Here is a 24,547-nt window from a genome sequence, read left to right on the forward strand (position 1 = left end):
GCTGGCGACGCCTGCTGTTTGTGGGCTGTTCGTTACTTTGCAGCATGTCTACCTTTTCTATCGGCTCCCGTCTTATCGGTCCCGACCAGCCGCCGTTTATCATTGCGGAACTCAGCGGCAATCATAACCAAGACCTAGAGCGCGGCCTCGCCATCGTCGATGCCGTGGCAGCAGCCGGCGCCCACGCCATTAAGCTCCAGACCTACACCGCAGATACTATGACGCTGCCCGGTGCTTTCCGCATCGACGACCCCAACTCCCTTTGGTATGGCCGCGAGTTGCACGAGCTCTACCAAGAAGCCTACACGCCTTGGGATTGGCACCAGCCGTTGTTTGAGCGGGCTAAGAGTCACGGCATGCTTGCTTTCAGCTCGCCCTTCGACGAGTCGGCTGTCGATTTTCTAGAGACGCTCGACGTGCCCGCTTATAAGATTGCCTCTTTCGAAAACACCGACTGGCCGCTGCTACGCCGGGTAGCCGCGACCGGCAAACCCGTGATTATGAGCACCGGCGCCAGCACCCTAGCTGAGGTTGCCGAAGCCGTGGCCGTACTGCGCGAAGCCGGATGTAAGGACCTAGTGCTGCTCAAATGCACCAGCACCTACCCCGCCACGCCTCAGAACACCAACCTGCGGACCATTCCGCACTTTGCGCAGCTTTTCCCCGAGTCGCCCGTCGGCCTCTCCGATCATACGATGGGCGTGGGCGCAGCCGTAGCCGCCGTGGCCCTAGGTGCTTGCGTGATTGAAAAACACGTCACCTTGCGCCGCGCCGATGGCGGCGTCGATTCGGCTTTCTCGCTTGAACCCGAAGAAGTTGCCGCCCTGGTCACCGAAACGGAGCGGGCCTGGCAGGCGCTTGGTCAGATTCAATATGGCGTGCAGCGGGCCGAAGAAAAGAGCCGCCTGTACAAGCGCTCCATCTATGTAGCTCAGGATATTCGAGCTGGGGAGCCTTTCACGTCGGAGAACATTCGGGTAGTACGCCCCGGTCTAGGGTTGCCGCCGCGTTATTACGAGCCGCTGCTCGGTAAGCCGGCCCGCCAAGATTTGCGCGCCGGCACGCCGCTCACTTGGGAGATGCTGTAGGCGTCATGTCGTATTTGGCGGATCTGGTAAGCCGCACCCGCGACATTTTACAACTACGGTTCTCGGATCTGTTTGCTTCGCTGCCGCCGCGTAGCCTGACCGCTATTTCACCGGCTAGCGCGGCGCGGCGGCTGCTGAAGGTGCTGGGCTACGCGGGTTTACGGCTGGTTGGCAACGTGTTTCAGCCGATTCGCAACGCGGATAACCTAGGTGGCGCGGTGTGGCTGTATGTGGTGAGCCAGAATAACTACGAGGCGCTGCACTTTGTACAAGAAGGCTTGCCGGGTAGTGTTGTCGTAGCTGGGCAAAGCAAACAAATTGGACGCTACAACAAGCAGGTCAACCGGCTTTCGCTGCGGCGTAAGCTGCTCTACTATTGGCAGTTCCCATTTGTCATAGCCGGGTTGCTTCGCCGGGAAGGTCATCGAGCTTGGCGTTTCTTTGATCTGATTTTCAACGCCATCGGCTACTATGAAGTATACTGCCGGGCACTCCGCCAGTACCGACCTAGGGCTATCATCTTCGCCAACGACCACAACGACGATGCCCGGGCACTGTTGCTAGCGGCCCGTCGCTGCGGCGTACCCACCGCTTACGTGCAGCACGCCAGCGTGAGCACCCACTTTCCGCCCCTAGGTTTCGACCTGAGTTTGCTTGAAGGGCAGGATGCGCTGGACAAGTACCAGCAGTGTGGCCCGGTGGCTGGCCGCGTAGAACTTGTGGGCATGCCAAAAGCCGATACCTTTCTGAAGCAGCGTAACCTCAACCCAACGGTGCAGCACCTAGGTATTGCCGCCAATATCCTCGACGATTCGGCGGCGTTGGCGGAGCTGGCAAGACATCTGCACCAGGAATTTCCGGCGCTTACCGTCACGTTCCGCGCCCACCCCGGCGACCCGCGCGACTTTTCATTTCTGCTCCAGCGGCATCCTGGCCTACAGTTTTCCAACGCCCGCGCGCAGAACGTGTTTGAGTTTCTGCTGCAACAAGACGCGCTGATTGCCGCCGATACATCGACGCACCTGGAAGCGACCTTGCTGAACGTAGCCAGTATTTACTACCGCTTCAATACGCACACGGGCACGGATGATTACTACGGCTACGTTGCGCACGGGCTGATCCAGCGAGCTGACTCGCTGCAAGAAGTAACCGCTTCGCTACGACGCTACCAGGTGCAAAAGCCCACCGATCTATTCCGGCGCGCGGCTTACTACAACGCCACCCTAGGTACTCCCGATGAAGGCCACAGCCAAGAGCGGGCGTTGCGCATGTTGCGCGAGTGGCTGCCAGCTAGGGCTCACAGCCACTCTCAGTAGGGCACAACCGTAAAAAGAACGTCCTTTCGACCAACGGGAGAAATCTCGCATGCAGTGCTAATCACAAGTGGTAGGGTTTACTATCACAACATCAGCACATGAGATTTCTCCCGCTGATCGAAAGGACAGCCTAATTGGATTGGTGCCTACTATATTCGCCAACATGGCTCCTATTCTGCCCAAGATTTCTGCTACTGCTGTTTCCGCTGAAATGCGGCTAGCGTATGTGTTGCACCATTTTCAGCAAGCCTATGCGGGTGCGGCTACGATTTCCATTGGCTACGCCGGGCAACAACCGCAAGTAGAAGTAGCGGATGGCGCCGGTGACTTTTTCGAGCGGCAACTACCTTATCCGTCGGCGCCTAACTGGCGTGAGTGGCAAGGTCGACAGCTGCCTTTCTTCTTCGACCTAGCTTCAGATAAGCCCCTACTTGAGCTCCGCCCCGATGGCCGTGCGATTATCCACGCGGATCTGATTTCGGCGGCATTTTACCTGCTTAGTGGCTGGCAAGAATACTTTTGCGAGGAGCGTGACCGGCACGGCCGTTTCCCGTTCAGCGCCAGCGTGCAGCACCGCTATGGCTTTGTGGCGGTACCTATCGTGAACTACTACTTCGATATTCTCCGAGCAGCTGTTGAGCATGTCACTAGCCAAGGCCTGAAGCCGCTTAGATGGGCTGCTGATGCCCCATTTGCGGCTTTCATCACGCACGACGTTGACAATCTATTCAGTGCTTGGAAGGCGCCCGCCAAAGCCGCGTTGCTCCGCTATGATTGGCGGAATTTCGGACAACGACTGTGGCAGCACTTAACCCAGCGCGACGCCTGGGATAACCTGGCCGAGGTGCAGCAGATGGTAGCTAGCTATGGCGCGAAGAGCACGTTCTTTTTTCTGCCAGAGCATCGGCGCAGCGCTAACGGTACGCCGAATGCCGATTATAAGCTGCGTAAAATATGGCCGCAAGCGGCGGTCGACAAATCTGAGGTTGGGTTACACGCGAGCCTAGGTACTGCTGTACACGCCGGCCGTCTGAAGGAAGATTGGCTTAAAATTCCGGTGCCTTGCAGCGGCATACGCTTCCATTATCTAAGCTGGGAGCCGCGCATTACCACCACGTTATTACACATCTACAACTTCACGCACGATTCCACCCTAGGTTTCGCTGAACACTTCGGTTTTCGGAACTCCTACTGTCTGCCTTTTCAGCCATTTCTTTTCCCTAATGGTACCGCTGCTAGCTTCCTCGAAATCCCGCTCAATGTAATGGACGCAACACTTCACCATCCAAACTACTTGCAGCTAACTCCGGATGAAATTCTGCCCGCTCTCACGCCCATGTTCCAGGAAATCGAGCGGTTTGGCGGCGTGTGCACGGTGCTATGGCACAACGAGAACTTCGACCCAGCTAACACCCACAATGGTCCGCAGCAGTTTCGGGAACTCATGGAGTATCTTTGTGGTCGGGGCGCGACATTCGTGACGGGCACGGAAGTAGTGGAAATTCTGCAACCTAGCCCATCCGACTAAGTCCAGCAAAGCATTGTGCGTAGTCGTTGCGAACGGCAACAGTTAGCCTTGCAGGCAAGCGGCCTAGTAGGCTAAGCCAGACGAGCCTCCGCATGCACTCTGGCATAATCACTCAGTCACTCAATCACTCAGTCACTCTTTTGGGTATCGTTCAGCGGCAGGGGCTGCGTAATACTATTATCTCCTACATCGGCCTGGGGCTAGGTTTCGTGAATACGGCCCTGGTGCTGCCGAATTTTCTGGAGCCGCAGCAGCTAGGCCTCACGGCCACGCTGAGCACGATTGCCACACTTTACGCTCAGATAGCCGCTTTCGGGTTTGCCAGTGTTGGCATCCGGTTTTTCCCGTATTTCCGAAATCGCGAAGCTGGCCACCATGGTTTTCTGCCGCTGCTGCTTGGCGTGCCGCTGCTAGGTTTTATAGTCGTGACGGTGCTCTACTTTGCGGGCGAGCCGCTCATGCTGCATTGGTACGCCGACGATGCGGCGCTGCTCCAACCTTACTACGCTTGGGGAGCCGTGCTGGCGCTGTTTATCCTGTTGTTCTCGTTGCAGGATGCCTACTTGAAAGGCCTGTATCACACGGCCGTTTCCTCTTTTATTCAGGATGTGGTGCAACGCTTACTCATCGTGGTGGGCGCCTTGCTCTATGCGCGGGGTGCATTCCCGTTTAGTGGCTATGTGCTTTGGTACGTGGGCGTCAATGGCACTATTTCCCTGCTGTTAACCGGCTACTCACTTTATATCAAGGAGTTGCACCTACGCCCAACACGTGCTGCGTTGCGCATCAAGTCTTTGCGCGAAATGCTGAGTGTGGGCGGTTTTACGCTGCTGGGCAGCCTCTCCGGCAGCATTATCATGTTTGTTGACACGTTGATGGTGGGCGCTCAGGTAAACATAGCCGCCGCGGGCATTTACGGAGTGGCGGCTAACATCAGTTCGGCGCTGGCTATTCCGGCTCGTTCACTCAACAAGATTGCGTTCCCCCTTTTGGCCGACTACTGGAAGCAACAGGACATGCCCCGCATGGCCGACTTTTATCGGCGTACCACCTTGCTCAACACGGCAATTGGCTGTTACCTAGCCTTGGGTATCGGCCTGAACATCGATTTCATCTATTCGCTGATGAAAACGCGCTATGCCGAGGGCACCTTGGTAGTACTGCTGCTGCTGGGCAGCCGTCTTTTCGACGGCATTACGGGCGTGAACGGCCTCATCGTTGTCACTTCCCCGCGCTACCGCTACGATCTTATTTTCAACTCTTCCTTATCCGTCTTGACCGTCGCCCTAAACTGGTGGCTCATCCCAAAGCTAGGTATCAGCGGCGCAGCCGTGGCAGCCGTCATTGCGCAGGTAAGTATCAACCTGGCCCGGACGTGGTTTGTGTGGTATAGCTACCGCCTCCAGCCGTTCACCTGGCGCATTCCGCTGGTGCTTGGCATTGCCGCTGCTGCCGCGCTGGCCGCGTGGCTGGTGCCATTGGTCCATTCACTGCTTATTACCATGCTTGTTCGCTCGGTGGTACTGACGGCGGTATATGGTGTGCTGCTGCTGCTCACGCGGGCCGTGCCAGAGGTGAATGGCCTAGTGCAAAAGCTAGCTGGTAAGCTAGGTTTTCGTAACAAGTAGTCGTCGTTAGAACCCACGAATGGGAAATCTCACACACCCTGCTTTTGGGTAACAGAAGGATGAGCATGTAAGAACCCTGGCAACAGCTAACCTTATACTTGTCTTGTAATCATTTAGCAATCATAACACTGACTCCACTCCACCTGCAGATTCAGTCGCCTGTTGTATCCGTCGGTACGCAACAACAAAAAGCACAGTCGCAGCGAGCATCAACAACGTCAGTTGCAATGGCGCAGGCAGTTGCTGAAGCATTTCCTTTCTACTTTCGCTTCCTTGATTGGCAGTTTGCTGCATTAAGACCCAGGCAACTGTGTTGTTCAAGGCATGCGCAACGATGCACGCACTCAGTGACTGGGTCCGATAATACAGCCATCCTAAAAACAACCCCATCACCATGGCTGATACAGCTTGCATGGGATACAAGTGGATTATGCCGAACAGCAAGCTAGACTGGATGATGGCTTTGCGAGGACTATAGTTTTTCAGCAACCCCGACAGCAGCAAACCCCGGAAAAACAATTCTTCTAAGATTGGGGCCGAAATGCAGACCACCACAAAGGAAAGCACCGGCCATTGGTGCAACTCGGTTAGAGTTTTGTTCGTCTAGTCGGGTAAGGGCAGAAAGACGACCAACGTCCGCAACACCAGTTGCGCTAGCACCCGCACTGGCAGCAGCACGTACACGATTGGCAACTCGCGGGAAGCCAGCAGGCGCAACCGAACACGTCGCACTGCGGGCACCTTCCAAAGCAGAAAAACAAGCGCAAGCACTTTCGACAACTCGCTGACTACTACGAGCGTGATCATACGACGCGTTGGCAAGTCATGCAAAAGGAACGGTACGACCAAGATGCCCGCCACGATGGACATCAGGAAAAACCAACCTACAGCGCCCCAGCTTTCTGCTACGGTTGGGTAAGCGGCAGGTGGGGTTTCTTGCTCTTGTTCTTCAGGCGCGAGTACAGGTTGTTCCATCAGTTGCAAACAAGTAGTAGGAGTAGAAACTACAGGCTCTAAAACTACCTGAATGGCAACAGCTTTCATACGCTTGTTCTGCGCAGCTAAGTTTATAATCTAGTCGTTTGGACCTTTTGATGACAAACCTAGCTGCGCAGAACAAGCGTACGCGCACGTGCTCAGCTACTGCACCTGCGTGCCCTGCGGCTCTATGGAAGCATCAGCTTGCTTTCCCAAACCTAGCTTGCTGTGCTTTTTGCCGTAGGCGAAATAAATTACTAGGCCAATAGCCAGCCACACAAACAAGCGGATCCAGGTATCTTTTGGCAACGACACCATCATCACTAGGCAGGTGAGAATACCGAGGATAGGCACCACCGGCACCCACGGCGTGCGGAACGGCCGCGGCGTATTTGGTTCGCGCTTGCGCAGAATGAGGATGCCGATACACACCATCACGAAAGCTAGCAACGTACCGATGCTCGTCATTTCGCCTACCACGCTAATCGGTACGAGGCCTGCGAACAAGCTGATAAACACACCCAGTAGCAGATTTGACTTATGCGGCGTCTGGAATCGCGGGTGCAACTGCGAGAACACGCCCGGCAGCAACCCGTCGCGCGACATGGTGAAGAACACGCGGCTTTGCCCCAGCAAATCGACCAGAATCACTGATGTATAGCCAATCAGAATGGCCATGATAATCGTGGAGCTAAGCCAGCTGTAGGGCGTTTTTTCGATGGCAATGGCTACGGGCGCCGCGCTGTTTTTGAACTCGGTGTAGTTGGCTAGCCCCGTCATTACATAGCCGAACAGCACAAACAGCACCGTACACACTAGCAGCGACCCAATAATGCCGATGGGCATGTTGCGCTGCGGATTCTTGGTTTCCTGCGCCATGGTGGCCACAATATCGAAACCAATAAACACGAAGAATACCACCCCTGCACCGCGCAGAATACCGCTCCAGCCAAACTCCCCAAACGTGCCCGTATTAGTTGGAATGTAGGGATGGTAATTGGCTGGGTCGATGTATTTCCAACCTAGGGCAATAAACACCAGCACCACTAACACCTTCAACGCCACCACAATGGCGTTGAAAACAGCGGAACCTTGCGTGCCACGGATAATGATGGCCGTGATGGCCAGCACAATTAAAATAGCGGGTAAATTCACAAACCCCGTGACCTGGGCGCCGCTCGCCAACGTAAGCGTCTCGAAAGGCGAAGCCACTAGCTGCGGCGGAATGTGCAGGTCGTACTTGCTCAGAAAGCGCACCAGGTACTGTGACCAGCTGATGGCCACTGTAGCGGCACCAACGGAGTATTCGAGCACCAAATCCCACCCGATAATCCAGGCAAACAGCTCACCTAGGGTAGCATACGCGTAGGTGTACGCCGAACCGGCCACCGGTACCATGGAGGCAAACTCGGCGTAGCATAGCGCCGAGAAGGCGCAGCCTACCGCCGCCACCACAAACGACAGCGTCACGGCCGGGCCGGCGTGGTTGGCCGCCGCAATGCCCGTCAGCGAGAACAGCCCTGCACCGATGATTACGCCAATTCCGATGGCAATTAGGTTAAAGCCTCCAAGACTGCGCTTTAAGGTATTCTTACCGGTTTCGGCTGCCTCCTGCTGGAGCAAGTCGAGTGATTTTTTCAACATAGTTAGGGTAACAAATAAGTCATCAGCAAGCCTAGCTAGGCGGCGCGTGTACTTTTTACGGCCAGCCGGATGAGATGGAGTAGCCAGCAACCACGAAGTACCCGCAGTTGTTAGGCAGAATTTTTTTCAGTTTTTGGCGAAACTACTGCCTACTACGCTTTATCCCAACGGAGGACTGAAGAGCGCACCTAGGTTTTCATCCTAGGCCTCAGCAGCTAACAGCTGCTGAGGCGAGGCTTGCTGCAACCGCATACGGTAACAATTCATAGCGGTGCTACCTAGTTGCTCGATAAGCCGGTAGTTCGCTACGGCCCCCACAGCGGCACCAATTATGGGTACCAGTTGAGCCAGCTTCGCTAGGTCGATGTAGTCGCGGTACTCTTGCTGGAAGGTGCGCCAGTCGAACTCGTGCACATCGGCGGGCAAGGTGTGGCGGTATGCTTCCCAATCGGCCAGCTGCCGGTACACATCGTTGCGCGTGTGCTGGCTGCTGAAGGCGAGCTGAAACACGTGCAGCAGATAGAGGCGCTCGGTATAATCTTTTACATCGTAGCCGTAAAGCGCGGCCACATCGAACAGCAACTTCAACTTCAGGCCAAGCAGCAACGGGAAATCAGCTAGGCCGAACAGAAAGCCGCCGGCGCCCGTCACGGCTCCTTCCGCGGCGGCCATGGTACGGTAGTCGCGTACATACGAGCGCACGGCCACCTCGCGTTCTTCCAAGCTGGCTAGAACCAGCGGCTTGCGCGTCGTGTGCATAGACCCAAACAGCACGCCGCGCACCATCTGCTTGATGGCCGTGGTGATAGCCGCATGTACTTTCTCGGGCAGCAAGGCATTGAGGCGCGCCTGCACCCGCCGCGCCACCCGGTCTAGTATCGAGGGCCGTTGCTGCATCTTGCGCTGCCAGGTGTGCAGTTCTTCCGTGGCTTGCTGTTCGTAAGGAGTCATAAGGCAGAAGATAATGGCGGTAGTCTGCCTAGGTTAGCTGGTTTTCAGCTCGTAAATCCGCTCAATGAGTTCTACCACTTTCAGCCCTTCTAGCGCGTTGGTGGTAGCCGAGCATCGCTCCTGCACTGTATTCACCACGTTTTCAATTACCTGCACATGATTGGCCGCGCTGCCTTGGTAGGAGCCGTAGTCGTTGGCCGGGTTCGTGGGAGCTAGCTCCGGCAAGGTGTAGTCGCGCAGGTGGCAGTACTCTACGCGGTCCATGTACTGTCCCCCGATGCGCAGGCTGCCGTGCTCGGCCACGACCGTAAGACTGCTTTCTAGGTTTCGGTCCCACACGGCAGTGCTGTACTGCAAAGTGCCGCTGCCGCCGCGCACCAAGTCGAAGGTAACGAGGCCACTATCCTCGAACTCGGTGACGCTCTGGTGGTTGAAGTCGCGAAAACGGGCCGTAATATTGGTGATGTCGCCGAAAACCCAGTACAGCAAATCAACGAAGTGACTGAACTGGGTGAACAGCGTGCCCCCATCCTGCGCTAGGCTCCCCTTCCAGTTGCTGTGTTGGTAGTAGCGGGAATCCCGATTCCAAAAGCAATTTATCTGCACCAGATAGATCTGCCCTAGCCTGCCCTCCTCGTAAACCTGCTTGAGCCAAGCGGCCGGTGGCGAATACCGGTTTTGCATCACGCCAAAGGCGCAGCGCCCCGCTTGTTCGGCGGCGGCTACAATTGCTTGGGCATCAGCAGTACGCAGGGCAATGGGCTTTTCTACGACTACGTGCAACCCATGCTGTAAGCCCGCAATTGCCTGAGGAGCATGCAAGTAGTTGGGAGTCGCTACGGTAAGCACGTCGGCCGCGGGGCCATATGCCAAGTAGTCATCGAGCGAGAAGAAAAATGGCACCCCATATTCAGCTTCCAGTGCCGTTTTCAGCTCCGTGCGCGTATCGACCAACGCAACCAACTGAGCACCCGCCTGGCGGGAAACCAGCGTAGCATGGCGGCGCCCAATGTGCCCAACCCCACAGATAACGAAGCGCACGTTGCCTGTAGGAGCCGGAGTAGTCGGCGTCGGGTGCTCGGCTACTTTTTCGAGACCTAGCTTGGCGGCCGCCACAGCGTCTTGCAGGGGCTTGAGTTTGGAGAGAGAGATGAACGGAGGCTGCTGGCTCATGCGGAAGGGGAAGGTACCACGAAAAATGCGCGAACTACTTCCGCAATGTAATCAAGTTGCGCTGACGTAAGTGTAGGATGTATCGGCAAGGATAACACGGTAGTACACAGATGTTCGGCCACCGGAAACTGCCCAGCCACATACCCTAGGTACTGATAGGCAGGCTGCAAGTGCGTGGGCACCGGGTAATACACTACGCTTGGCACGCCATGGTGCTGCAAATGCTGCTGGAGCAAGTTGCGTTGCGATGCGTCGGTTAGCGTGAGCGTATATTGGTGAAAAACGTGACTGCTACGCGGGTCACGCGCTGGAATCTGGAGGCCAGCTATGTCTTGTAACACGGCATCGTAGTGCGCCGCTACCTGCTGGCGAGCAGTGGTCCAGCTGGTTAAGTAGCGCAGCTTCACCCGCAGCAAGGCCGCCTGCAACGTATCCAGGCGGGAGTTGAGGCCAACATACTCGTGGTAGTATTTGCGGGTTTGACCGTGGTTGGCGAGCTGGCGCAGGTACGTGGCCCGGCTTGCGTCGCGCGTAAGCAATGCGCCGCCGTCGCCGAGCGCCCCTAGGTTTTTGGAAGGAAAAAATGACGTGGTACCCACCACTCCCACCGTGCCCGCATAGCGCTCGACGCCGTCAGCAAACCGGTAAGTAGCGCCAATAGCTTGGGCATTATCCTCTAGCAAGGCTACATCATACTTCCTAGCTATTGCTGTTAAACTCTCAAGGTCAACACATTGCCCGAATAGGTGCACCACGATGATGGCCCCCGTGCGGGGCGTGATGGCCGCTTCCACGGCCGCTGGGTCGAGGCCAAAGGTATCGGGGCGGACATCGACCATCACGGGGCGCAAACCGAGAATAGCGACAGCCTCGGCGGTGGCAATGTAGGTGAAGGCTGGCACCACCACTTCGCTGCCTGGAGCTAGGTTCAGGCTCATCAGAGCCAGCTGCAAGGCATCGGTACCATTACCGCAGGGCACCACCTGTACCCCTCCAAGGTACTCTCCTAGCTCTCCTGCAAACTGCTCAACAGCTGCTCCTTGGATATAAGCGCCTTCAGCTATAACACTTTGGAGTGCGGCGTCAAGTTCGGGCTGAACAGCCGCGTGCTGCGCAGCTAGGTCCAGCATTCGGATAGGTAGCGGGGGAGTTAAGGATATTGCCAAGAGAGCAACGCTAGAGGATGTGTACCAAAGATAGAAACTGTGCTCTACGTACCTCAATCAAGGTAAACCGCAACCAGGCGGCAAAAGCTTGCGTTAAGGAAGTCAAAGGTTTAGCCTTCATTATTTCCTAGTCCTGCATTTTTCACACGCTACGACCATGTTAAAAAAGATTCTAACCATTAACGCTCTGACGCTCGTGCTGGCAGTTGGCGGTGTTTCTCTTTCTCAGACTAGCTGCTCACAAGCCGACAAAAAAGAAGCTTCCCAGGAAACCGACAAGGCATACAACAACTTCAAAACGTTTGTTGACAACACCGAAGCCGGCGCCAAAGACGTAGCCAACGAAACCCAAGAAGAATACGACCAGCAAACGACTAAGCTCAAAGCAGATTACGATTCGGCAGTAGCTGCTATCGATCAGGACGCTGACAAGTACGACGATGCCCGGCGCGCTGAAATCGAGCAGCTCCGGGCCCGCTATACTACTGCCTACGACGCCCGCGAACAAGCGTGGCGCGCTCGGTCTGGTGCAGGTGCCGACACCACCACGCTCAGCACTACAACGACCGCTGCGACCACAACGGAGAGCAGCGCTCCTGCCAAGCTAGGTAAGTACTACAAACCGAGTACCCCGGCCGCTGCCATGACGGCCGCCAACGCTCGTTCTACTTACGAAGCGTTTGTGCAACGCGTTAAACAAAACGAAGACCGCTACGACATCGACGACTGGCGCAACGTTAACGCTGAGTGGCGTGCGCTCGATACCAAGTACGATCAGATCAAGTCCAACGTGAGTGGTTCTGACAAAGCGGAAATCACGAAAGAAAAGCTCAAGTACGCTGCGTTTAAATCGTTCGACAAAGCAGAAGCGCGCGGCTCGCAAGTAGGTGACCTGGTGACCGGCGATAAAGCGGAAGCAAAAGCCAAAGGCGGTGGCGTAGAGCTAAAGCAGTCGGCCAAGAATACCGGTAAAGACGTCGGCAATGCCGCCAAAAATGTGGCCCAAGGCGCCGAGAAGGTCGGTAAGAAAGTTGGTGGCGCCGTAAAGGGTGCCTTCAAGGACGTAAAAGAGGAAGTAAAAGGCGACAAGAAAGACTAGCCTAGCTTTCGCCTAGTACCCTTCTGTGCAAACAAAAAAGCCCTAGAGCAGCTCTAGGGCTTTTTTGTTTGTTTATCGGTGGGAAGTACTAGCTCATTGAGCAGCCAGTACAACTTTAGCTTATCTAATTTGCCAAGCTTGGGAGTGGGTGAGAGCAAGTTTTGCAGCATGTGCGGCTCGCGCAGACGCAAAGCAAACCGTGTAGCTTGGGCAAGGCCAAGGCGGCGCAACAGCAACGCGGTCCGAACTAGCTTCGTTTTCTTCGACCCTAGTCCTTCATGTTTGTATAGCCACGCCAGGTTACGAACTCCCTCGTGCGTTTTTTGCAGAAATACTTCGGCTGACTCCAACATGTTGTGCAGCACCGGATTATCGATGTGCGCCACGGGTATCTTGGCAGCTTCCAAATCCCAGCCGAAACGTGTGTCCTCGTGGCCGTACCCATTTAGGCGTTCATCTAACGGATATTGTCGGAGAACATCGGCGCGCAACAACACGTTTTTCAGGTTGAAGCTAGCATATGGGTGTTTTTTCCGAATGATGCCTGGCCGCGCTTCGCGCATGCGGCCGTAGCACCAACGTAGTATAAAGGGCAGCTGAGTGGGAGCAAAAGGCTCGTAGGTACTCCCCCCGACTACTACGGGCGCCTGGTCGCGGGCGGCGGCGTAGCTAGCGAGGAAGCCTGCTTCGGGTAGCTGCACGTTGTTATCCAACAACAGCAGCCACGGATACTGTGCCTGCGCTGCCAAGCGGTTGCGGATGGCTGCTCGGCCTATATTGTGGGCTAACTCTTCGTAGTGCACACCAGCTAGATCCGCTAGCGAACGATTTAGCGCCCGAATATCCTCTTCTGATTCATCATCCAGGCAGATGATTTCCACAGGCCCATCCCACTCCTGCGCTTGCGCCTGCAATGTCTGCACTAGCTTCCTCACGTCGCGGTTATAGACCGGAATCAGGATAGAGAGACCAGGCATGGTTCAGGTAAATAAGTAGCTGTAAATGATGCGGACAGGATAGCCCCACTGCTGTTCTGGAGCGAAAGCTAAGAAAAGTACAGCTACCGCCCATTCTTCGTATCAACTTAATTCTATTCCTACCCGCGCCGAATCGAGCAATTGCCCATCCTTGCACTGTAATACTCGTTTTGGATACTGCTTGATGATTTGGTAGTTATGCGTAGCCATTAGCACCGCCGTACCCGCATTATTGATTTCGACGAAAAGCCGCATAATACTGTCGGCTACGTCAGGATCTAAATTGCCAGTGGGCTCGTCGGCTAGCAGCAGCAGCGGCTCGTTCAGCAAGGCACGGGCAATAACGACGCGCTGCTGCTCACCACCAGAAAGCTGGTGCGGCATTTTGGCGGCGGCGCCAGCTAGGCCCACGCGCATGAGTACTTCCGAAATGCGCTGCTGGATTCTGGCGCGACCTTTCCAACCAGTGGCTCTGAGCACAAACGTCAGGTTCTCAGCCACGCTTCGGTCAAAGAGCAACTGAAAGTCTTGAAAGATGATACCTAGCTTGCGCCGCAAATACGGAACGTTAGCTATGTCTAGCTTCGACAAGCCATGCCCAACAACGGTAGCAGCGCCGCTACCCAGGGGCAAATCGGCGTACAGCGTTTTAAGCAGCGAGCTTTTGCCCGAACCCGTTCGCCCTACCAAATAAGCAAACTCGCCTTTGTCGAGGGAAAAACTCACTTTTTGCAGCACAGTATTCACATCCTGCATCACGTACACGTCGTGAAGCTCAATAACGGGGGCAGAAGGTTGCATACACAGTCAAAAAGAACAGCAAAAGAATAGGACGCTAAACGTCGAGCTTTTGCAGTTTACCAAATTCCAATCCGCTGATAACACTAGCTAGCTCTACTTCTTTGCCTTCTAGCCCGTACCGATGCAAATCCTTCAAGGGCCGGTCGGCCCGGAAGTAAGCAATGAGCACAAATGCTTCGTCGCGCAACTGAATGTAATCCGGAATTTTGGCTTTGCCTTTTACCTTGATGATGTACATGGGCTGGATGATTAAATGGCTGAAAATCGAAGGGCTAAGCGGAAGGTATTTTAGCAGGCAAAACACTCAACCATTCAGCCATCCAACCATTTATCCATTTACTTTCTTGTGGTCGGCTAGAAACTGCGCCAGTCCTTTGTCAGTCAGTGGATGGTACAGCAAGCCCGTGATGACGCTAAGCGGACAGGTAACAACATCTGCTCCGAGTTCGGCGCACTGAATCAGGTGAGGCACGTGACGCACCGACGCCGCCAGCACTTGCGTTGCATAGCCATAGTTGCTAAAAATATCAACAATCTGCTGAATAAGCTGTAGGCCATCAGCTCCGATATCATCCAGGCGTCCGACAAACGGCGACACGTAAGTAGCTCCTGCCTTAGCAGCTAGCAGCGCCTGGCCGGCCGAAAAGATGAGCGTGCAGTTCGTCTTGATACCCTTTTCCGCGAAATACTTAATGGCCTTTACCCCGTCGCGAGTCATTGGTACTTTCACGACAATATTGGGATGTAGCTCGGCAAACATTTCACCCTCCCGAATAATGTCTTCGTATTCTGTACCAATCACTTCCGCCGACACATCACCATCCACTAGCTCGCAAATCTGTTGGTAGTGAGCCATGATATTATCCATGCCTTTAATGCCTTCCTTGGCCATTAATGACGGGTTGGTAGTGACGCCATCCAGTACACCTAGCTCTACGGCTTCCTGAATGTCTTTGAGATTGGCGGTATCGATGAAGAATTTCATTGGGTAACGAGTAAAAAAAAGAACGCCCCAAAGCTAACCTTTTGCCGGCAAAGCGGCAGGAGTTATCCTTGGGGCATTTCGGAAAGGGCAAAAAAAAGCGAACCAATATCGCACCGCTCAACCACCTACCCTTGCTACCTTCCGGTCCTGGGGGAGTTCAGCAGGAGCTGGTCGTACTGATTCGCCGCTGCAAAGATAGGAAAGGCTTCTTACAAAGCCAGCGCAGGTGTTCATTTTTTTCAAAAAACAACGCTTGCGCTGGTTTGCTGCGTGCTATCTACTTGTTGTAGAACGAGAAGCCACCATGCAAAATTTGTAGCGGCCTTAGTGCTTCCAGGCCTTCTGCGCTGCTTTGCTACGCTTCTTGAGCTGTTTCTTGTACTTGTTAATTGGGTTAAGGCTGAAAGTAAGTGGCTCAGTACCTAGCATCTGTTGTTCGTCTTCGTCGTAGCCGGCGTAGCTCACATGGATCATAGGCTTCTCGGCCGCAGTCCGGATCACGAAGCCTCCAGCAGAATTTGTACTAACCGCTCCGTTTTTTTCGCCAACTACTGTCACTGAGGCCCCCGCCAATGGCTGGCCCATGTTGTTGAGTACGGTGCCCGTTACTTCGCGAGGCTCTTGTTGCGCTTGTGCTTTTGTAGTAAGGGCAACCAATGACCAAAGCAAGATGATGAGATGGGAAACAAAGATTTTCATGCTACTAACTATAAAGGAAAGAATGGGTAGGAAGACAGACTAAATGAGGAGTAAAACAGGTAAAAGCATCAGCAAGCCAGAGCCGGCACGTCTTACCTATATAAATAAAAACCTATTCTTTAACGGAGTCAAAAAACACTTATCAGGTAAGTGTAGCTTGTTGAATAGCAAAAATGTTGCACAAAATGTGAGGACTGAATAACAGCGTGGAAGAAAGTAGATAAATGCTATTTGATACTGGATAGAGTAAGTGTTGTGACAGCAATAAACCTAGCTCGTGCCATAAGCCAAACGTCATTTGCCTTTCAGCAAATTTTGCGTGGCGCCCTGCCCCTGCCTACCTTTGCCCATGCAACGCTGGATGCGCTTTGTTTGCAGAACGCCCACCCTTCCCACAGGCTGGGCGTCGTTATTTCTACTCCTTTCGTGAACGGTTCCGCCGAGGTACCCCCTCTTTCGGTTACCCAATTCTTTCTTCTGATAGTGCCATTCCGGGACTATCCGCCTCCCTGTGTCCCATGTTCGGAAAATCCTGTTCCTATTTTGAATCTTACTATTTATATTCTTTTATAGTCTTCATCTTCTCGGCACACTTATTCCCGTGTCGTGGTGCTGGTACCTCTCCGCTCTCTTCTATCCTCGGCCCTGGGCCCCGCCGCCCAAACCCTGCGGCACGGGACCTATGCGTACACCACGCAACAAAACCATTGTCATGAAGCTTCGATTCTGGCTGAAGCTTCACAAAGTAAACAAAGCGGGCACTGCCCCCATCTCGGTTCGTCTCACCATTGCGGGAGCGCGCGCCGAGGTATCCGCGGACCTCCGCGTCTTTCCCGATGAGTGGGACCAAGCCACGCAAAAGGTAATCGCCACGCGCCGCACGCCGAGTGTCGTCGCCAAGCTCAACGACTACCTGGATGACGTGGAAGCCGAAATCCGCACCGCGCGCAAAGACCTGCCCAAGTCCGAACGCACCGCCGCCCGCGTCGCCCAGCAGTACCGGGGCGAAGCGCCACCCGAACCGATCTGTTTACTTACCGCCCTAGAAAAAATGCTTGCTGCTCATTACCGCCACGCCAACCAGCATACGCTGCCCAACTTCGAACGGGCTGCCGTGCTCTTGCGCGAGTGGCATCAGCAGCGTACTACTCGCCCCTCCATCCTAGCCAAACATACCTTTACCGATGACCTTAAGAAAGATTTCACCGCCTATTTGTTACAGCGTATGTCTCCTGCTGGCGTGCGCACTTATCGAATCGCTCTCTCCGCTATGTGGCACCGCGCGGGTATCTACGCCGCCGATGACAAGCCTTTTGCCGGACTCAAACTTCCCAAACACACCGTGAAACAGCGGGCTTCGCTGAGCAAAGACGAGCTCATTTGCTTGCGCAGTAGCCCGCTTCCCTCCTATCAACACCACGCCCGTAATCTATACATGGCGTGTTTCTACCTGCATGGCTCGCGTATTCTGTCCGTGCTCCAGCTGCGCTGGAAGGACTACGACGGCACCCGCATTCGCTACCAAGCGATGAAGGGCGGGCCGCTCAAGTCGGTTGTAGTCGGCGCTGGCTTGCAAGCGATCTTGAATGAGTACACCGACCGCCGCCCCGAGGCGTTTATCTTCCCGTACCTGCCCGCTGACTACTTCAGTCTAAGCCCGCAGGAGCGGCACAAGAAAGCGAAGTCCGGCGTTACAGCGGTCGGGTTCCATCTACGAAAAGCCTGTATCGCCTTGGGGTTACCCGATAACATTCACCCCCATACCGCCCGGCACACCATGGCCCGCATGACCGTGGAAGCCAACAACGGCGACATACGGGCGGCCCAACACGTACTCGGCCACACCAACTACCGGCAGACCGAAGCCTATGTACGGTCGATGCTGACCGAAGAAGTGGATATTGCAGCCAGTAACGTCTACGACTCTTTGTAAATAAGAAAGGCCCGATACGTCACAGCATCGGGCCTTTCTTTGGTGTCGATCTTACGGGGCGCACCACATCCCAGCCTTGCGGATGATGAGGTGAAAACGACGGCCGGTTTAGCACTGGTCGGGCGGTTCAAGACCACTTTCAACCCGGAATTACTTCCGGCCCTATTTCATCTCCACTTAGTCAAACCGGTCAAAAGTGCGGAGCTCTCAGAGTATGCGTCGTTTTCTGCATCTAATATACGACTACTGCCGAAAATAGTACACAAAACCAATCGATAGACCTAGGGCCCCGATCCGCACGACCATGCTAAGCCGCTCGGGGTGCTCGGGCCACACGTGGCGCAGCAGATCATCGGTCAAGGCTGAGGTGCCAACCGTGAACGGCGGCAGCTTCTTGCCTAGGTTCAGGATTACATCAAACATAGCCAGCCGTACCAGCACCGCCAGCACATAGCCCGGCCACCAGCTGCGTACCACAGAGATAGCGAGCAAGCCATACAGCAGCGGGTACAGGTAGTGCAGGGCGAGGCTCACGCGCTTCTGCTCAAAGGGTGGCACCCATTCGCGCGTGACAAGGTTGAGGCGGGCCTGCGCCAAGGCTTCCAGGCACACGGCCAGCGGCAGGAGCAGCAGCCAGATCATGCGTCTGTATCTTTCTCTGCCTGCTTAACGATAGCGCGGGCAGTACGCGGCGCTATCCACGGATCGGTGTCGGGCTTGAGCGGAATGACCTTCGCTTGCTTCTTATTGGCCCGCCAGCCGAGGAAACCAAAGACCAGAAATACCAATAAGCACAGCAGCGCCACGATAACGCGCGGCCAGCCTTCGGGCAGGTGTAGCTGCCACGCTGCGATGAGGATGGCGAGGATAATGAGCACGGGAACAATCAAACGTGGTCCTTTCATACAGTTAATAAACTAGGGTGTAAAGCATCTTTGAAAGCGTTGTAGTAGCCCGCAATCAGCTCCGCCTTATCTAGGCCGTTGATGATGCGGCGGGCGTTGCGCTGATCTTCACGCACACCCACGAAGTAGTCTGCCAGCTTCTTGCCGGTGAACAGCCCACGCACCGAGCCTTCAACCAGAATTTTCGCGGCCGTTGCTGGCTCCTTTGCCTTCTCGGGGTGGCTCACCAGATCAAGCGTGAGCACCTTGCTAAAGGCGGCGTAGTTGGCCCGGCCTGTCAGCTGCACGTAGCCCCGGCCATGGTAGCGCACGCCGTCGCCGGGCATTACGTTGCCGAGGTCGGCGGCCACATGCGGCCGCTTGCCCGCCTTGTCGTACATCTCAAAGAAGTACTTATCCGAGCCGTGCTCATCAATCGGCTGCCACGTCTTCGCGGTTTCGTGGTGCGTCGTGGCGAGCAGGTAGGCTAGCCAATGCTTATCGGTATAGCGCTTGGCGTAGTAGTCGGTGATGGTTTCCAGGCCCGCGAACTGCCCGGCCTTGATGGAGCCCGCGAACAGCCGCGGCCGGATGGCATCGTAAAAAGCGTCTTTGTTGAGCTGGAGCATGGCTAGGCTTGTTTAGAAAGGCGGATGCGCTTGATGAGCTTTGCAGCAATTGAGGCCGTGTTGTGCCGGTAAAAGGCACCGTCGTTGATGGGCCACATGCCTTCCAGCACCCGGCCGTTCCACAGTTCGATGTCGTAGTATTGCTTTTCCGTGGTATAAGGGGGTGTGTAGTCTTGCCACATACAGCTAGGCGGGTGGGTCAGTGGGTGCGCAGTCGGCCTTGCTAGGCACTTTGATCTTTTGGATGGTGTCGGTAATCTTCCCGAGGCCGAGCAGCGTGACGATGAGGCCGATGTTGGCGAGGATGACTTGGAAGAGCACGAAGGCAATGGTTTCGCTCACCTTCGAATCGAAGAGCTTCAACTCCAGGTAGCCCGTGAGCGCCACGCAGGCCAGCACGGTGAGCAGCCGGGGTGAGAAGCGTTCGTTCTCGAGCAGGCTATTGAGCAGCAGGGTAAGCAGGCGTTTCATAGCATGCCCGCGATGATAGGTTGGCGTTTCGCGTTTTTGCGCACCAGCTTACTTAGTAGCTTGTATGGCGGGCCAGTCATGGGCTTGCCAGTTAGAAAGCCAGGGATTCGAGTATGGTCTAGCGGCTCAATAACTTGCCAATTGCCTGTAGGCTTTGGATAGTACTTGCTCATATCTTTTTCACAGGTTGGGGCGGTAACTGATAGTATTTAGGCTTGTAAGGACTGAGCCACCTAGGTCGGTGGGCGCGGCAACTAGTCAAGGCCAGCAGGCAGAGTAGCAGGTATCTCATGCCACCCGCCGCTTATAGTCTAGGCAGAGCAGGCGGAAGAATCCGAAGCCGAGCAGACCGTCGAGCAGGGCTGCTATCCAGAATTCCCAATGCTCATAAAACTTGGTGGTGATGTACACCACGCGCTTATTGGTCTGCTCCGTGATTTCAGCCGGTACCGTAATGTTCTGCTGGGCCTTGACGAGGGTGAAATCGTAGTTGCCATCGGGCCGGCGCTTCACCTGCATGGTGACCGCTACGCCAAAGCCCACCAGGTTGACCGTGGTATCGGGCAGGCAGCCGCGGCGGTTCAGTTCTTTGAGCAGCTGAATGTTGAGCCGGGCAATGGCCGCTTTGAGCTGGCTGTTTTCCTGGGCCCCGAGCGCGGCCTGCTTCAGCTCCGACAGCAGCGAGTCGCGCACCACCTTGTTCTCGATGGTATCGTGCACCACGGGCAGCGTCACGTACACCGTCTTACCGGGCAGCGTGACCGTTTCCGTGCGCGTCACCGTGCGCACCAGTACCTTGCCGGGGTACTTGTGCTGCAAGGCATCGAGCAGTTCCAGCTCGGGGTTGGGCACGTAGCCGTTGAGTGTGTCCGGTGGTACCGGGGGCTCAGTTTTCAGGCTGTTGGTATAGCGGCGCAACTCATCTTGCGCGGCTTGCGCCTGGCGCAGGCGCCGGTTGGCAGCGCAGCCCGAGAGCAGCACCAAGGCAAACAAGAATAGTAGGAGGCGTGGCATGGCGTTATTTAGTTTGGAGTTTATCCGCTAGCTCGGCGACCTTGCCGTACTGGCGGGCTTGAGCTTCCTCGAAGGCGGCGAGGCGTTGTTGACGGCGTATTTCCTCGTTGCGCTTGTCGCCGTGGTACTCGTCTCTTAAGTCCTTGATGCTGGCTTCCAGCTGCGTAATGCGCGTTTCCATCGCACCTTTCTGCTGGTTAAAGGAGCCCCAGCCCGCCACCAAACCCAGCAGCATACTGGCTAGTGGCATGACCCAGCTAGGCAGCGAGGGCGTTGGCGGCGTATCGGTCGTGGTTTTAGGGGCCATAGTGATCTAGCACCCCTCCTTTTCTAAGGAGGGGTTGGGGGTTAGTCGTGTAGAGCGGTGATTTCCAGCGTCGCCGCGCCCGCAGCCAGCTGCAAGCCAAGGGTGTTTTTGATCTTGACCGTGCAGCCTGCAGCCGTGTGCGCCGTCACCTGAGCGGCTAGGCCGAGGATGCTGCCACCTACTAGCTCGGGCTTATTCATCGTGTAGAGGTTGTCGGTAAAGGGCTTGTCCCACACCACATTGATCGTTGCCTCGGCACCGATAAGCATGGCCGGCGTGCTGATGCGCTTGCTGCGGAAGCGGTCAGCCAGGGCCGCGACGGCGGTTTGTGCTGCGGTGGCACTGGTTTGGGCCGCCGTGGCCGTGCTCTGGGCGGCACTAGCGGCAGTGGCGGCACTAGCGGCGTTGCTGATTGCTGTCGTGGCGGAGGCCTGCGCGGTGTTGGCGGAAGCCTGCGCTGCTTGGGCTGCCGTCAAGGCTTGCTCGGCTTTGACCTGGGCGGCTTTGGCTAGCACCTCATCCGCATCCGCCTTGGCTTGGGCCGCGTTAGCCGCTGCCTGCGCCGTAGCAATGGCTTGGGTATTGGCCGTAGCTTGGGCTTTGAGCAAATCCTGTGCGGCAGCAAGAGCGGCTACTTGGCTTTGCGTGGCTTGGGCGTAGGCTCTATCCTGTGCATCAGCTAAGGTGTTGGCTTCAAGTGCTAGCTGCGTGGCGGTAGCCTTGGCTTCCGTGGCCTGCGCGTAGGCGAGCAGGGCCGCATCGGCTAGGTCATCGGCGGCGGCGCGGACTTCTAGCGCCTGCGTAGCGAGTTCGTTGGCGTCGGCATCGGCTTGCGCGGCGTCAGCCTTGCGGATGGCCAGCGCGAGCTGCGGAGCTAGGTCAGCTAGTATCGCTTCGACCACATCCAGACGGCGGGCGCTGCGGTTGTTGGCCATGTTCCAGTTCTGGGGCGGCAAGGTCTGCTGCCCAATGATGCGCCGTGTGCGCTCATCAAGGTCCGATTGTGTCACGACCGGCATGGGGGTGCCGTCCTCGGTGGTGAGGATGGGAACGACGGCCTGTAGGTTGGCTAGGTTGCGGGCGTAGGCGTTGTAGAGCTGCATGGCTTAGATAATATCCAATCCATCCACGATGCCATACTTGCCGCTGGCGTTGCGAATGGTTAAGGAATGCGTTACGTTCGAATCAAACCCATTAAGCACGATGGGGCTGGTATCCGCTGCCGTGGTGGTGTAGACTAGCTGCCCATCCACCAGGATTTCGTTTGAAAACAACGCGTCGGTGCTTTGCAAGAGACGAATACCACTGCCTTTAAACCCCGCTAATAGGGTTGCCGTGTACTGCGCAGAGTCCGGACAATACCGCAGCGTCGAGCCGCGCAGCATGTTGCTGGTTCCAGTCAGCCAGTTGTCGGCGAATCCCCACGCGCCCGGCGTATTATCGTCTATTTGGTCACCCGCCGCCCACGGCGTCGTCCTGCCCGCCGCTGAACGGTAACTCCACATGAGGAAGGTGCCATTTTCCGCGTAGAAGTCGAATTGAAAAATGTAGGTCTCGCCAATGGGTACCGCGACGCCTTTTAGGGTACCAGTCAGCAAGTGGTGGTTGGCCTGATTCGGAATGTTGAAAATGAGCGTGCTGTCTGTGGCGTTTTCCAGACTCAGCTGATACGGTCCTGCTGTTAAGTTACTGAGTGCAATATCGGTTACGCTGCTACCAGTAGCCGTGTAGGACTGATTGCGCCCGTTGTTGCCGTCGAAGGGGATCGGCGAAGAGTAGGCTCGATTGACGAAGGCGCTGCTATCTGGTGTTAGAGGGGCGGTGGGTAGCCCCGTGCTACTTCCCGCGTCAGGGTAGTTTAAGCCGATATCACTTGTGCCATCTATTGCCGTCAACGATGGGTGTCCTAGTACGTAGTTTCGCTTGAAAATAAGGCCCACTATTGTTCCTCCATCGCGCGTGCTAACAGCGTAGGTTTGCCGGCCAACGGTGTTGGTAATGTAGTTATCGGAGACAGTGCTATTGAAGACAGGCGGCGCAATGACCGCAAACGGACGGTACACATTGATATCCGAATAGCCAGAGAGGTCGTACCCGTTGTCGGAAATAGAATTAAAGCGAATCGTTTGATTCGGCATAGCACACTGCACGCCACCGTTGGCATTACGGATAATGGTGCAATTCCACACCGTGTTATTCGGAGCGTTTAAATCAGCGCCATACGCACTATTATTGGTAATTAACGCCTTTTCAATTCGGTTATACGTGCCATCTCCGCGTCCAAATCCACCCTCACAGTAGGTACCAGCAAACTGCGGATAGCCTGGTGCGAGTGGATTGCGGCGGGCGCTGTGATATTTGCCGCCAAAGATGTAGGTATAGGAGGCGTGTAGCCGAGCGTTATCTGAATAGGCAAAGCCTGCTTCACAATTCAGCACAAGCACGCCATCTGTGCTACGCCCAGGCAGATCTGAGTCGTAGGTGAGGGTGGCAACGTTGAAGCTACGCAAGGTAGTAGCGCCCGTGCCTGTGGTAACGATATTGCCGTTAATAGAGCTGGTCAGCACGGAGTCACGCAGCACAGAGTTGCGTACGTTATGAAACCGCGCACCCGCTCCTGCGCAGTCTTTTACCGCGACGTTGTGAATCAGGTGCTCGCTGCCGCCATTGACAAAAATGCCGATGCCTTCGACCGTGGTTTGTGTAGAACTCCACCACGGATTGAGGTATGGTTGTGGGGTGTTGGCGGGGGAGCCAGGCGAATTGATCCAGTTCTTTTGATTGGTCCAGTTGCCATCAATGGTTAAATGTTCTACGCCACTATTGGTAGTGGAGGCGAGCGTGATAGCAGGATAAAACTTACTGTTGGAGGTGTAGCCGGAGTTGTACTCCGTGCTACTTGGGTCCATGTTGTTCTTAGTGAACGTTACGCCTGAAGGAGCCGCAGCGACTTTGAGCGTGGTGCGATCTGCCCCGCGACCCGCTAGTACTACGCCACTGGGTAGTTGAATGCCTTTGGGTTGGTAGGTCGCACTGGTCAGGAAAGCAGTGGCAATGAGCACGATGCCAGCAGGTAGAATCACGAATCGTTTGCCGGACTGCGCGGCCACCTGCGCGGCTTGGTTGATAGCATCCGTGCTGTCCGTCGTGCCGTTGCCCGATGCGCCGTACTGCCCCGCAAACACCGCCTCCGGATCGGAGTACCCACCTGCGCTATAGTTGTTCAGAAACTGGGTTGCCTCTGCAACCACAGCAGACATAGCTACCGCGTCGGCT

General features: G+C 55.7%; 26 protein-coding genes and 1 other RNA gene. 6 read left to right on the forward strand and 21 right to left on the reverse strand.

What is annotated here, in order from left to right; all coding sequences use genetic code 11:
- The first annotated feature begins 44 nt into the window (after positions 1–44).
- From pseI to SD425_RS16345, 4 genes are all read left to right on the forward strand, one after another.
- Complete coding sequence (gene pseI / locus SD425_RS16330) at positions 45–1,088, forward strand: pseudaminic acid synthase (protein ID WP_324671006.1); 1,044 nt, start codon at positions 45–47, stop codon at positions 1,086–1,088.
- A 5-nt stretch (positions 1,089–1,093) separates the two neighbouring features.
- Positions 1,094–2,404, forward strand: a complete 1,311-nt coding sequence (locus tag SD425_RS16335) for a hypothetical protein (protein ID WP_324671007.1) — start codon at positions 1,094–1,096, stop codon at positions 2,402–2,404.
- 163 nt (positions 2,405–2,567) lie between these two features.
- Positions 2,568–3,932 carry a DUF7033 domain-containing protein gene (locus SD425_RS16340; protein ID WP_324671008.1) on the forward strand — a complete coding sequence of 455 codons (1,365 nt, stop codon included), beginning with the start codon at positions 2,568–2,570 and terminating at the stop codon, positions 3,930–3,932.
- 140 nt (positions 3,933–4,072) lie between these two features.
- Entirely contained in the window at positions 4,073–5,560 is a 1,488-nt protein-coding gene (locus SD425_RS16345) for a lipopolysaccharide biosynthesis protein (RefSeq protein ID WP_324671009.1), read from the forward strand.
- A gap of 120 nt (positions 5,561–5,680) precedes the next feature.
- On the opposite strand, the gene SD425_RS16350 is transcribed toward SD425_RS16345, so the two are convergent.
- The 6 genes from SD425_RS16350 to SD425_RS16375 form a co-directional block, all read right to left on the reverse strand.
- Entirely contained in the window at positions 5,681–6,142 is a 462-nt protein-coding gene (locus SD425_RS16350; protein ID WP_324671010.1) for a CPBP family intramembrane glutamic endopeptidase, read from the reverse strand.
- Between the two features lie 21 nt (positions 6,143–6,163).
- A complete protein-coding gene (locus SD425_RS16355) occupies positions 6,164–6,604 on the reverse strand; it encodes a hypothetical protein (RefSeq protein ID WP_324671011.1) in 441 nt (146 codons plus the stop codon).
- 96 nt (positions 6,605–6,700) lie between these two features.
- On the reverse strand, positions 6,701–8,182 hold the full coding sequence (locus SD425_RS16360) for an amino acid permease (RefSeq protein WP_324671012.1): 1,482 nt from the start codon (positions 8,180–8,182) through the stop codon (positions 6,701–6,703).
- 201 nt (positions 8,183–8,383) lie between these two features.
- Complete coding sequence (locus tag SD425_RS16365) at positions 8,384–9,133, reverse strand: EcsC family protein (RefSeq protein WP_324671013.1); 750 nt, start codon at positions 9,131–9,133, stop codon at positions 8,384–8,386.
- 33 nt (positions 9,134–9,166) lie between these two features.
- Entirely contained in the window at positions 9,167–10,306 is a 1,140-nt protein-coding gene (locus SD425_RS16370) for a Gfo/Idh/MocA family oxidoreductase (protein ID WP_324671014.1), read from the reverse strand.
- Positions 10,303–11,472: a DegT/DnrJ/EryC1/StrS family aminotransferase gene (locus tag SD425_RS16375; RefSeq protein ID WP_324671015.1), complete on the reverse strand. Its 1,170-nt coding sequence runs from the start codon at positions 11,470–11,472 to the stop codon at positions 10,303–10,305. The genes SD425_RS16370 and SD425_RS16375 overlap by 4 nt, the downstream gene beginning before the upstream one ends.
- Before the next feature lie 157 nt (positions 11,473–11,629).
- On the opposite strand from SD425_RS16375, the gene SD425_RS16380 reads away from it, so the two are divergent.
- Positions 11,630–12,571 carry a DUF6565 domain-containing protein gene (locus SD425_RS16380; protein ID WP_324671016.1) on the forward strand — a complete coding sequence of 314 codons (942 nt, stop codon included), beginning with the start codon at positions 11,630–11,632 and terminating at the stop codon, positions 12,569–12,571.
- Positions 12,572–12,624: 53 nt separating this feature from the next.
- Here the strand turns inward: SD425_RS16380 and SD425_RS16385 are convergent, their stop codons facing one another.
- From SD425_RS16385 to SD425_RS16410, 6 genes are all read right to left on the reverse strand, one after another.
- On the reverse strand, positions 12,625–13,548 hold the full coding sequence (locus SD425_RS16385) for a glycosyltransferase family 2 protein (RefSeq protein WP_324671017.1): 924 nt from the start codon (positions 13,546–13,548) through the stop codon (positions 12,625–12,627).
- 102 nt (positions 13,549–13,650) lie between these two features.
- Complete coding sequence (locus SD425_RS16390) at positions 13,651–14,349, reverse strand: cell division ATP-binding protein FtsE (protein ID WP_324671018.1); 699 nt, start codon at positions 14,347–14,349, stop codon at positions 13,651–13,653.
- Between the two features lie 34 nt (positions 14,350–14,383).
- Entirely contained in the window at positions 14,384–14,587 is a 204-nt protein-coding gene (locus tag SD425_RS16395) for a fructose-6-phosphate aldolase (RefSeq protein WP_324671019.1), read from the reverse strand.
- Between the two features lie 90 nt (positions 14,588–14,677).
- On the reverse strand, positions 14,678–15,334 hold the full coding sequence (gene fsa, locus SD425_RS16400) for a fructose-6-phosphate aldolase (protein WP_324671020.1): 657 nt from the start codon (positions 15,332–15,334) through the stop codon (positions 14,678–14,680).
- Positions 15,335–15,425: 91 nt separating this feature from the next.
- An RNA gene (ffs, locus tag SD425_RS16405) (signal recognition particle sRNA small type) lies at positions 15,426–15,522 on the reverse strand.
- Between the two features lie 136 nt (positions 15,523–15,658).
- Complete coding sequence (locus SD425_RS16410; RefSeq protein WP_324671021.1) at positions 15,659–16,033, reverse strand: carboxypeptidase-like regulatory domain-containing protein; 375 nt, start codon at positions 16,031–16,033, stop codon at positions 15,659–15,661.
- 712 nt (positions 16,034–16,745) lie between these two features.
- On the opposite strand from SD425_RS16410, the gene SD425_RS16415 reads away from it, so the two are divergent.
- Positions 16,746–17,966, forward strand: coding sequence for a tyrosine-type recombinase/integrase (locus SD425_RS16415; RefSeq protein WP_324671022.1), 1,221 nt, complete (start codon positions 16,746–16,748; stop codon positions 17,964–17,966).
- A gap of 243 nt (positions 17,967–18,209) precedes the next feature.
- On the opposite strand, the gene SD425_RS16420 is transcribed toward SD425_RS16415, so the two are convergent.
- The 9 genes from SD425_RS16420 to SD425_RS16460 form a co-directional block, all read right to left on the reverse strand.
- Positions 18,210–18,608, reverse strand: coding sequence for a hypothetical protein (locus tag SD425_RS16420; RefSeq protein ID WP_324671023.1), 399 nt, complete (start codon positions 18,606–18,608; stop codon positions 18,210–18,212).
- A complete protein-coding gene (locus tag SD425_RS16425) occupies positions 18,605–18,871 on the reverse strand; it encodes a hypothetical protein (protein ID WP_324671024.1) in 267 nt (88 codons plus the stop codon). Before SD425_RS16425 ends, SD425_RS16420 begins: the two co-directional genes overlap by 4 nt.
- Positions 18,868–19,479: a glycoside hydrolase family 19 protein gene (locus tag SD425_RS16430; RefSeq protein ID WP_324671025.1), complete on the reverse strand. Its 612-nt coding sequence runs from the start codon at positions 19,477–19,479 to the stop codon at positions 18,868–18,870. Before SD425_RS16430 ends, SD425_RS16425 begins: the two co-directional genes overlap by 4 nt.
- Positions 19,480–19,481: 2 nt before the next feature.
- Complete coding sequence (locus SD425_RS16435) at positions 19,482–19,661, reverse strand: hypothetical protein (protein ID WP_324671026.1); 180 nt, start codon at positions 19,659–19,661, stop codon at positions 19,482–19,484.
- Positions 19,662–19,665: 4 nt separating this feature from the next.
- Positions 19,666–19,950: a hypothetical protein gene (locus SD425_RS16440; RefSeq protein WP_324671027.1), complete on the reverse strand. Its 285-nt coding sequence runs from the start codon at positions 19,948–19,950 to the stop codon at positions 19,666–19,668.
- A gap of 288 nt (positions 19,951–20,238) precedes the next feature.
- Positions 20,239–20,964 (reverse strand): hypothetical protein, encoded by a 726-nt coding sequence (locus tag SD425_RS16445; RefSeq protein WP_324671028.1) that lies wholly within the window; start codon positions 20,962–20,964, stop codon positions 20,239–20,241.
- A gap of 4 nt (positions 20,965–20,968) precedes the next feature.
- Positions 20,969–21,271 (reverse strand): hypothetical protein, encoded by a 303-nt coding sequence (locus tag SD425_RS16450; protein ID WP_324671029.1) that lies wholly within the window; start codon positions 21,269–21,271, stop codon positions 20,969–20,971.
- A 41-nt stretch (positions 21,272–21,312) separates the two neighbouring features.
- On the reverse strand, positions 21,313–22,374 hold the full coding sequence (locus SD425_RS16455) for a hypothetical protein (RefSeq protein WP_324671030.1): 1,062 nt from the start codon (positions 22,372–22,374) through the stop codon (positions 21,313–21,315).
- Between the two features lie 3 nt (positions 22,375–22,377).
- Positions 22,378–24,531, reverse strand: a complete 2,154-nt coding sequence (locus SD425_RS16460) for a glycosyl hydrolase family 28-related protein (protein WP_324671031.1) — start codon at positions 24,529–24,531, stop codon at positions 22,378–22,380.
- Positions 24,532–24,547 lie beyond the last annotated feature (16 nt).

The sequence above is a fragment of the Hymenobacter sp. GOD-10R genome (genome assembly GCF_035609205.1).
GTDB lineage: Bacteria > Bacteroidota > Bacteroidia > Cytophagales > Hymenobacteraceae > Hymenobacter.

Excerpts from the sequence above, each read along its gene's own strand:
- SD425_RS16340 (WP_324671008.1), top strand. The coding sequence starts at position 2,568 with ATGGCTCCTATTCTGCCCAAGATTTCTGCTACTGCTGTTTCCGCTGAA.
- SD425_RS16435 (WP_324671026.1), bottom strand. The coding sequence starts at position 19,661 with ATGTGGCAAGACTACACACCCCCTTATACCACGGAAAAGCAATACTAC.
- SD425_RS16415 (WP_324671022.1), top strand. The coding sequence starts at position 16,746 with ATGAAGCTTCGATTCTGGCTGAAGCTTCACAAAGTAAACAAAGCGGGC.
- SD425_RS16390 (WP_324671018.1), bottom strand. The coding sequence starts at position 14,349 with ATGCAACCTTCTGCCCCCGTTATTGAGCTTCACGACGTGTACGTGATG.
- SD425_RS16460 (WP_324671031.1), bottom strand. The coding sequence starts at position 24,531 with ATGTCTGCTGTGGTTGCAGAGGCAACCCAGTTTCTGAACAACTATAGC.
- SD425_RS16440 (WP_324671027.1), bottom strand. The coding sequence starts at position 19,950 with ATGAAACGCCTGCTTACCCTGCTGCTCAATAGCCTGCTCGAGAACGAA.
- SD425_RS16410 (WP_324671021.1), bottom strand. The coding sequence starts at position 16,033 with ATGAAAATCTTTGTTTCCCATCTCATCATCTTGCTTTGGTCATTGGTT.
- SD425_RS16380 (WP_324671016.1), top strand. The coding sequence starts at position 11,630 with ATGTTAAAAAAGATTCTAACCATTAACGCTCTGACGCTCGTGCTGGCA.
- SD425_RS16385 (WP_324671017.1), bottom strand. The coding sequence starts at position 13,548 with ATGCCTGGTCTCTCTATCCTGATTCCGGTCTATAACCGCGACGTGAGG.
- SD425_RS16370 (WP_324671014.1), bottom strand. The coding sequence starts at position 10,306 with ATGAGCCAGCAGCCTCCGTTCATCTCTCTCTCCAAACTCAAGCCCCTG.
- pseI (WP_324671006.1), top strand. The coding sequence starts at position 45 with ATGTCTACCTTTTCTATCGGCTCCCGTCTTATCGGTCCCGACCAGCCG.
- SD425_RS16335 (WP_324671007.1), top strand. The coding sequence starts at position 1,094 with ATGTCGTATTTGGCGGATCTGGTAAGCCGCACCCGCGACATTTTACAA.
- SD425_RS16365 (WP_324671013.1), bottom strand. The coding sequence starts at position 9,133 with ATGACTCCTTACGAACAGCAAGCCACGGAAGAACTGCACACCTGGCAG.
- SD425_RS16430 (WP_324671025.1), bottom strand. The coding sequence starts at position 19,479 with ATGCTCCAGCTCAACAAAGACGCTTTTTACGATGCCATCCGGCCGCGG.
- fsa (WP_324671020.1), bottom strand. The coding sequence starts at position 15,334 with ATGAAATTCTTCATCGATACCGCCAATCTCAAAGACATTCAGGAAGCC.
- SD425_RS16395 (WP_324671019.1), bottom strand. The coding sequence starts at position 14,587 with ATGTACATCATCAAGGTAAAAGGCAAAGCCAAAATTCCGGATTACATT.
- SD425_RS16450 (WP_324671029.1), bottom strand. The coding sequence starts at position 21,271 with ATGGCCCCTAAAACCACGACCGATACGCCGCCAACGCCCTCGCTGCCT.
- SD425_RS16455 (WP_324671030.1), bottom strand. The coding sequence starts at position 22,374 with ATGCAGCTCTACAACGCCTACGCCCGCAACCTAGCCAACCTACAGGCC.
- SD425_RS16355 (WP_324671011.1), bottom strand. The coding sequence starts at position 6,604 with ATGAAAGCTGTTGCCATTCAGGTAGTTTTAGAGCCTGTAGTTTCTACT.
- SD425_RS16425 (WP_324671024.1), bottom strand. The coding sequence starts at position 18,871 with ATGAAAGGACCACGTTTGATTGTTCCCGTGCTCATTATCCTCGCCATC.
- SD425_RS16420 (WP_324671023.1), bottom strand. The coding sequence starts at position 18,608 with ATGATCTGGCTGCTGCTCCTGCCGCTGGCCGTGTGCCTGGAAGCCTTG.
- SD425_RS16360 (WP_324671012.1), bottom strand. The coding sequence starts at position 8,182 with ATGTTGAAAAAATCACTCGACTTGCTCCAGCAGGAGGCAGCCGAAACC.
- SD425_RS16445 (WP_324671028.1), bottom strand. The coding sequence starts at position 20,964 with ATGCCACGCCTCCTACTATTCTTGTTTGCCTTGGTGCTGCTCTCGGGC.